Annotated in this window: 6 protein-coding genes and 1 pseudogene; 3 read left to right on the forward strand and 4 right to left on the reverse strand. The window is 63.5% G+C overall.

Annotation, left to right across the window (positions count from 1 at the left end; genetic code table 11):
* The first annotated feature begins 3 nt into the window (after positions 1-3).
* Complete coding sequence (gene rsmA / locus G8767_RS32330) at positions 4-903, forward strand: 16S rRNA (adenine(1518)-N(6)/adenine(1519)-N(6))-dimethyltransferase RsmA (RefSeq protein ID WP_003946263.1); 900 nt, start codon at positions 4-6, stop codon at positions 901-903.
* A 58-nt stretch (positions 904-961) separates the two neighbouring features.
* Here rsmA and G8767_RS32335 read toward each other — a convergent pair whose 3' ends face one another.
* The 3 genes from G8767_RS32335 to G8767_RS32345 are packed head-to-tail and all read right to left on the reverse strand — an operon-like array spanning position 962 to position 4,354.
* Positions 962-3,223 carry a heavy metal translocating P-type ATPase gene (locus G8767_RS32335; protein WP_166813929.1) on the reverse strand — a complete coding sequence of 754 codons (2,262 nt, stop codon included), beginning with the start codon at positions 3,221-3,223 and terminating at the stop codon, positions 962-964.
* Entirely contained in the window at positions 3,223-4,137 is a 915-nt protein-coding gene (locus tag G8767_RS32340; RefSeq protein ID WP_095971033.1) for a hypothetical protein, read from the reverse strand. The genes G8767_RS32335 and G8767_RS32340 overlap by 1 nt, the downstream gene beginning before the upstream one ends.
* A 7-nt stretch (positions 4,138-4,144) precedes the next feature.
* Complete coding sequence (locus G8767_RS32345; RefSeq protein WP_124567430.1) at positions 4,145-4,354, reverse strand: heavy-metal-associated domain-containing protein; 210 nt, start codon at positions 4,352-4,354, stop codon at positions 4,145-4,147.
* A 314-nt stretch (positions 4,355-4,668) separates the two neighbouring features.
* On the opposite strand from G8767_RS32345, the gene G8767_RS32350 reads away from it, so the two are divergent.
* The gene (locus G8767_RS32350; protein ID WP_003946232.1) at positions 4,669-4,872 is read left to right on the forward strand and encodes a cold-shock protein; all 204 of its coding nucleotides are present in this window, start codon (positions 4,669-4,671) and stop codon (positions 4,870-4,872) included.
* 97 nt (positions 4,873-4,969) lie between these two features.
* Here the strand turns inward: G8767_RS32350 and G8767_RS32355 are convergent, their stop codons facing one another.
* Complete coding sequence (locus G8767_RS32355) at positions 4,970-5,938, reverse strand: YafY family protein (RefSeq protein ID WP_124567429.1); 969 nt, start codon at positions 5,936-5,938, stop codon at positions 4,970-4,972.
* A gap of 97 nt (positions 5,939-6,035) precedes the next feature.
* Here G8767_RS32355 and G8767_RS32360 point away from each other — a divergent pair.
* Positions 6,036-6,464, forward strand: a pseudogene (locus G8767_RS32360) (ATP-binding cassette domain-containing protein); the annotation flags it as partial.
* Positions 6,465-6,577 lie beyond the last annotated feature (113 nt).

The following is a 6,577-nucleotide window of genomic DNA, read 5'->3' on the forward strand; positions in this document are numbered from 1 at the left end:
CTGGTGTCAGACGCCGAACAATCGAACGAACCCATCGCTACTCCGCGCGGGCAGGCAGCCCTGCTCGGTCCGGTCGAGGTGCGCGCTCTTGCCGAGGAATTCGGTGTCCGGCCCACGAAACAGTTGGGGCAGAACTTCGTTCACGACGCCAATACCGTGCGGCGCATCGTCACCACGGCAGGCGTCACACGTGACGACGTCGTTCTCGAGGTAGGGCCTGGTCTCGGTTCGCTGACGATGGCGCTGATGGACGTGGTCGATCGGGTCATCGCAGTCGAGATCGATCCCAACCTCGCGGCTCGCCTGCCGAAGACGGTGGCCGAGCGAGCGCCGGAGTTGGCCGATCGTCTGACCGTCGTCGAAGCCGACGCGATGCGTGTACTGCCTTCACAGATTCCCGGCGAGCCGACCGCGCTGGTCGCGAACCTGCCGTACAACGTCGCGGTGCCGGTGTTGCTGCACCTGTTCGCTTCGTTGCCGAGTTTGCGGACCGCACTCGTGATGGTGCAGGCCGAGGTCGCCGATCGCCTGGCGGCTGATCCGGGGAGCAAGATCTACGGTGTTCCCAGCGTCAAGGCCAACTTCTTCGGCGAGGTTCGCCGCGCGGGTGCCGTCGGACGCAACGTCTTCTGGCCGGTGCCCAAGGTCGAATCCGGTCTGGTTCGTATCGACCGGTACGCGGAGCCGCCGTGGCCGATGGACGAGAAGCACCGCAAGCAGGTTTTCGCGGCTATCGACGCCGCATTCGCGCAGCGCCGCAAGACTTTGCGTGCCGCGCTCAGTGGTTGGGCAGGTTCGCCCGCCGAAGCCGAACGACGGCTCCTCGCTGCCGGTATCGAGCCACAGACGCGTGGCGAGATGCTCGACGCGGCAGCCTTCGTTCGGCTGGCTGGAGGCGAATAGCCCCGTGCGCGGTTAAGGAGTGCAGGGACTCCCTAACCGCGCACAGGGGGCTTGCCCCCTACTTGAACCGCCGCAACCTCAGGCTGTTGCTCACCACGAACACACTGCTGAATGCCATTGCGGCACCGGCGAGCATCGGGTTGAGTAGGCCGGCCGCGGCCAGCGGGATCGCAGCCGTGTTGTAGGCGAAAGCCCAGAACAGGTTGCCCTTGATGGTCTTGAGCGTCTTGCGGGACAGCCGAATTGCATCGGCTGCCGACCGCAGGTCACCGCGCACCAGGGTGATGTCGCTGGCCTCGATTGCAACGTCGGTGCCCGTGCCCATTGCCAGACCCAGATCTGCCTGAGCGAGGGCTGCCGCGTCGTTCACGCCGTCGCCGACCATGGCCACGACGCGTCCTTCCGCCTGCAGTTTCTTGACGGCGTCGACCTTGTCGGCCGGCATGACCTCGGCGAAGACGGTGCTGATCCCGACCTGATCCGCCACGGTGCGGGCAACAGTGGCGTTGTCGCCGGTCAGCAGGACCGGTTCCAGGCCGAGTGCCTTCAACTGCGCGATTGCTTCGGCACTTGTGTCCTTGACCGCGTCGGCGATCACGAGGACGCCGCGCGCCTGGCCGTCCCAGCCCACCGCGATTGCGGTCCGCCCGGCCTTCTCTGCTTCAGCTTTCGCCTCACGGAGATTTTCCGGCAACGGCATCGACCAGTCGGCCAGCAGTGCGTCTCGGCCGGCGACCACGGCATGACCGTCGACCATTCCCTGCACGCCGCGTCCGGCGACGTTCACGAAGTCCTCGACCGGAGGCAACTCGCCCACGACTTCGGTCGCGCCCTTCGCGATTGCTGCTGCGATGGGGTGCTCGGAGCGATGTTCGAGGGCGCCGGCCAGCCGAAGCACCTCGTCGATGGTTGTACCTTCGCCGACCACGGTGTCGAGCAATGTCATTTGACCGGTGGTGACGGTTCCCGTCTTGTCGAGCACGACGGTGTCGACTGCCCGGGTCGATTCGAGTACCTCGGGACCCTTGATCAGGATTCCCATCTGGGCTCCGCGGCCGGTGCCCACCAACAGGGCTGTGGGCGTTGCCAATCCGAGGGCACACGGGCACGCGATGATCAGCACGGCGACAGCAGCGGTGAAGGCCATCTCGATGGGGTTGCCGGTGCCGAGCCAGTAGCCCAGGGTCGCAACGGCAATCGCGATGACGACCGGTACGAAGATGCCGGCGATTCGATCGGCGAGGCGCTGAACTTCGGCCTTGCCGTTCTGTGCGTCTTCGACCAGAGCCGCCATCTGGGCAAGTTGGGTGTCGCTCCCGACGCGGGTGGCCTCGACGGTCAAGGTTCCGCCGACGTTGACGGTTGCGCCGACGACAGTGTCCCCGACACCGACTTCCTCCGGCACGGATTCGCCGGTCAACATGCTCATGTCGACGGCTGAGTGGCCTTCGACGATGATGCCGTCGGTGGCGATCTTTTCGCCGGGCCGAACGATGAAGGAGTCGCCCGCTGTCAGTTCTTCGGCGGGGATTCGTACTTCCACACCATTTCGCAATACCGCGACGTCTTTCGCGCCGAGTTCCATGAGCGCGCGTAGTGCGGCCCCGGACGTGCGCTTGGACTTGTGCTCGAAGTAGCGTCCGGCCAGCACGAACGTGATGACGCCCGCGGCAACCTCGAGGTAGATGTTGGCGCTGCCGTCCATCCGGTCGACCGTGAGTCTGAAGGCGTGTTTCATCCCCGCTTCGCCCGCGGTGCCGAAGAACAGTGCGTAGAGGGACCAGATGAATGCCGAGATGGTGCCCAGGGAGATGAGCGTGTCCATCGTGGCGGCGCCGTGACGCAGGTTGACCCATGCGGCCCGGTGGAAGGGCAGGGCTGCCCACACGATGACCGGTGCGGCCAGCGTGAGGGAGAGCCACTGCCAGTTGTCGAACTGGAGCGCGGGAATCATCGCCATCGCGATGACCGGGACGGAGAGAAGGGTCGAGATGATCAGGCGCGCGCGAAGCTCGCGCAGATCGCGATCCTGCGGTGTTTCCGCATCCGGGTCGACGGTGTCAGTCGAGCTGGGCGGCTTGGGGAGCGCGGCGGCGTAGCCGGCGTTCTCGACGGCAGCCACCAACTCCTCGACGGGTACCCCGTCCGGGAAGGTGACCTTGGCCTTTTCCGTCGCGTAGTTGACGGTGGCCGTGACGCCGTCGATCTTGTTGAGTTTCTTCTCGATTCGTGACGCGCAGGAGGCGCAGGTCATCCCGGTGATCGCGAGTTCGACGCTGCTCGAGTTGGCAGCATTGTCGACCGCAGTCGGTGACGTCATCAGTGCCCTCCCTCGTGATTGTCTGGAACTGAAGCTGTGGAAGTGCCTGCATCAACGGTGAATTCGGCGGTGCGAACCACACCCTTGTGCTGGAAGTCGAGGAACAGTCGGTAGGTGCCTTCGCTCGGCGCCTGCGCGTGGAAGGAAATGTCCGGACCAGGAGCTGTGACGCCGTCGCCCGGCTCACCCTCGGGGTGGACGTGCAGATAGGCGAGGTCGCCGGTGCGCAGAGCCACAAGGTGACCGTAGGCGCCGAGGTACGGGTCGAGATCGGTGACCGGGGCTCCGTCGCGAGCAACGCTCAGCGTGATCGGGCCGCCGGCAGTGCTCAGATCACCGTCGAGAGTCACGGTGTATCCGTCGACAGTTGCGGTCGCGCTCTTCGCCGGCAACGGCGCAGGAGTGAATTCGCCTGCCACGTCGAAGTTTCGGCCGAGTGTCAGTTGGGTGCCGTCGGTGGGATCGAAGTCCGCGAACACCCGGTAGGTGCCGGCGACGGGCCAGGTCCAGTCGATCGACCAGGTGCCGTCAGCGGCGAGTGAAGGATGTACGTGGCGAAATTCGCTCGTGTCGTTTCGGACGACGATGAGGTGGAGCTTCTTCTCGTGCAGGAGATCGAAATCGACGACGGGTGCGTTGTTGCCGTCGAGAATCCGGAATGCCAACGTTCCCTGCTCCCCGGCCCGACCGGGTGCGGTCACTTCGGTGAGTGTGTATCCGCCGGAGGAGACTTCGAGTCCTGCAGGTGTTGCGGAATCCATGCCTGGCATCGATTCGGTGGTTGATTCGTGGGTGCTGTGCTGGGTGGTGGACATGTCTATCGGGCTTCCGATTGCGGCCCCCACGCCGAGAGCGGCGCCGAAGACGGCGACCAACCCTACGGCGTAGGCGGCAAGTGTTGTCGAGGTGCGCACGGCTGACTCAGCTTGGTACGACTGTGTAGCCGGCTTCGTCGACTGCTGCGACGACGTCGGCTGCGGAGACGGGAGCATCGCTGGTGACGACGACGCGTCCGCTCGCCAATTCGACATCCACCTCGGTGACACCCGCGATGTTGCCGATCTCTTCCTTGACGGATCCGACGCAGTGTCCGCAGGTCATTCCGGAAACGGTGTATTCGGCGGTGGTCATCGCAGATCCTTTCGGTTGTGGAAAACTCATTTTACGGATACCCGGTGTAGGTATCGCTCTGCATCTGAAGGTACCCCCAGGGGGTATACCTGTCAACGGCTTGGGCAGTGACGAAGGCCTCAGGGAAGACAACAGGGCGGATGTGTGGTCTACTTGTGTTGGTCGTAAGTGTTTGTGTTTGTGTTTCCACGCTCGCAAATGGTTAGGTTGCGAGCGTTTGGACATCCTCCACGGATTTGTCTCAGAACGGTCGTAGTAAGTGACCCGGGCGGTCGAAGCGACTGCCTGTTGACACTGTGTTAGAGGAGATTTACATGGCAGAGGGCATCGTGAAGTGGTTCAACTCCGAGAAGGGGTTCGGCTTCATCGCTCCCGAAGACGGTAGTGCTGACGTCTTCGTTCACTACTCCGAGATCCAGAGTGGCGGCTTCCGCACTCTCGAGGAGAACCAGCGCGTGGCGTTCGAGATCGGTCAGGGCAACAAGGGCCCGCAGGCCACCGGCGTTACCATCGTCTAAGACGTCCATGTAAGTCGGGCAACCGACGCATGACGTACTGACAAGACCCCAGCTCTTCGGAGTTGGGGTCTTGTTGTATTTTGCGCGAAAAGTGCTGTCATGCATTGAGATACCGCTGAGCGGCTACTGCTGTTTCCGCCGCGATCGTGCGACATTCCTCGCGGAGTTCAGGTGGATTCACCACCGTGAAATCGGCGTCGAAGGCCCTGAGCCACTGTGCGATCGACCGCAGGGAAGTTCCCGAAAGCACTATGACGCAACGGCCTTCGTCGGTGGACTCCACTGATCCCCACTGTTCACTGACCATGGGTGCAATCTGCTCGATGGGTGCATGCAGTAGAACTGTTGCGCGCGTGGAGGAATAGGCACGAGCAACACCGCGCGAGACGAAGTCTGCTGCGCCCCCGGCCGGTAGGTCCCGGGGCGTGAATCGTGGACCGGTAGGGATCTTGGGTTCCATTCTGTCGACGCGAAACGACCGCCAGTCTTCGCGAGCGAGATCCCAGGCCACCAGGTACCACCGAACTCCCGACCTCACGAGTCGGTACGGTTCCACCTCGCGCCGACTCTGCGTCCCGTCGTGCGTGCTGTAGTCGAACCTCAGGCGTTCGTGGTTGTGGCACACCGACGCGATGGCGGACAGGACCGACGCGTCGACTGCGCTCGCTGCCGGCTCTCGCGGCACCACGTCGATCGACAGGGACTCCAGACGGTGCCGCAGTCTCGACGGCATGATCTGTCGTAATTTCGCGAGCGCGCGCATCGAAGCCTCGCCGATGCCGACCACGGATCCGGTCGCCCCGGACTGCAGAGAGAGCGCCACCGCGAGCACTTCCTCGTCATCGAGCTGAAGCGGGGGCATTTCCGCACCGGCTCCCAGGCGATATCCACCGCCGACGCCGACCGTCGCGTCGACCGGGTAGCCGAGATCGCGGAGGCGGTCCACGTCCCGGCGGACTGTGCGCGGGGTGATCGCGAGCTTGTCTGCGAGTTCGGCACCGGACCAGTCTCGACGCGTCTGGAGCAGTGACAGCAACCGCAGTAGGCGAGCCGATGTCTCTTTCATGGAAGGAAGTCTGCCAAACATTTAGGACCGTATGAGTCCGCAATTGATTCTAGGTTGGTCCACATCCGACCAGCCGAGAAGAAATTGGGGCCACATCATGAGTCGCGGAAACGACAGACCGATGATCGAGACGAAGGCGCTCACCAAGCACTTCGCCCAGGGTAAGAAGCTCGTGGAAGCCGTCAAGGGGGTCACGCTCGACGTAGCGGAGGGTGAGTTGGTTGCTTTGCTGGGACCGAACGGCGCCGGAAAATCGACGACGTTGCGCATGCTGACCACCTTGCTCGAGCCCACGTCCGGAAGTGCGCGGATCGCAGGCTTCGACATCGCTGCGGCGCGAAACGAAGTGCGCTCCAGCCTCGGATACGTCGGTCAGGGGAACGGCGCCGGCCATAACCAGCGGGTTCGCGACGAGTTGGTGACGCAGGGTCTGTGCTACGGAATGTCGAAGGGTGACTCGCAGGTCCGGGCCGACGAGCTGCTGGGTGATCTCGAACTCACCGATCTGGGCACTCGAAAGACATCTCAGGAAGTTAACAGTCAAGCCGCGAGCACGAGAGGAGGTGGGAAGGCATGGGTTTCGTCGTAGGTTTGTCCGGTTTGCAGGCAGTGGTGGAGTTGTCCGAGGAATTTGTTGAA

It is taken from the genome of Rhodococcus sp. IC4_135 (assembly GCF_011602025.1).
In the GTDB taxonomy this organism is placed as follows: domain Bacteria; phylum Actinomycetota; class Actinomycetes; order Mycobacteriales; family Mycobacteriaceae; genus Rhodococcus_F; species Rhodococcus_F baikonurensis.

Bases quoted from the DNA above. Each gene is read 5' to 3' on its own strand.
- G8767_RS32350 (WP_003946232.1), top strand. From the start codon at position 4,669: ATGGCAGAGGGCATCGTGAAGTGGTTCAACTCCGAGAAGGGGTTCGGC.
- G8767_RS32345 (WP_124567430.1), bottom strand. From the start codon at position 4,354: ATGACCACCGCCGAATACACCGTTTCCGGAATGACCTGCGGACACTGC.
- G8767_RS32355 (WP_124567429.1), bottom strand. From the start codon at position 5,938: ATGAAAGAGACATCGGCTCGCCTACTGCGGTTGCTGTCACTGCTCCAG.
- G8767_RS32335 (WP_166813929.1), bottom strand. From the start codon at position 3,223: ATGACGTCACCGACTGCGGTCGACAATGCTGCCAACTCGAGCAGCGTC.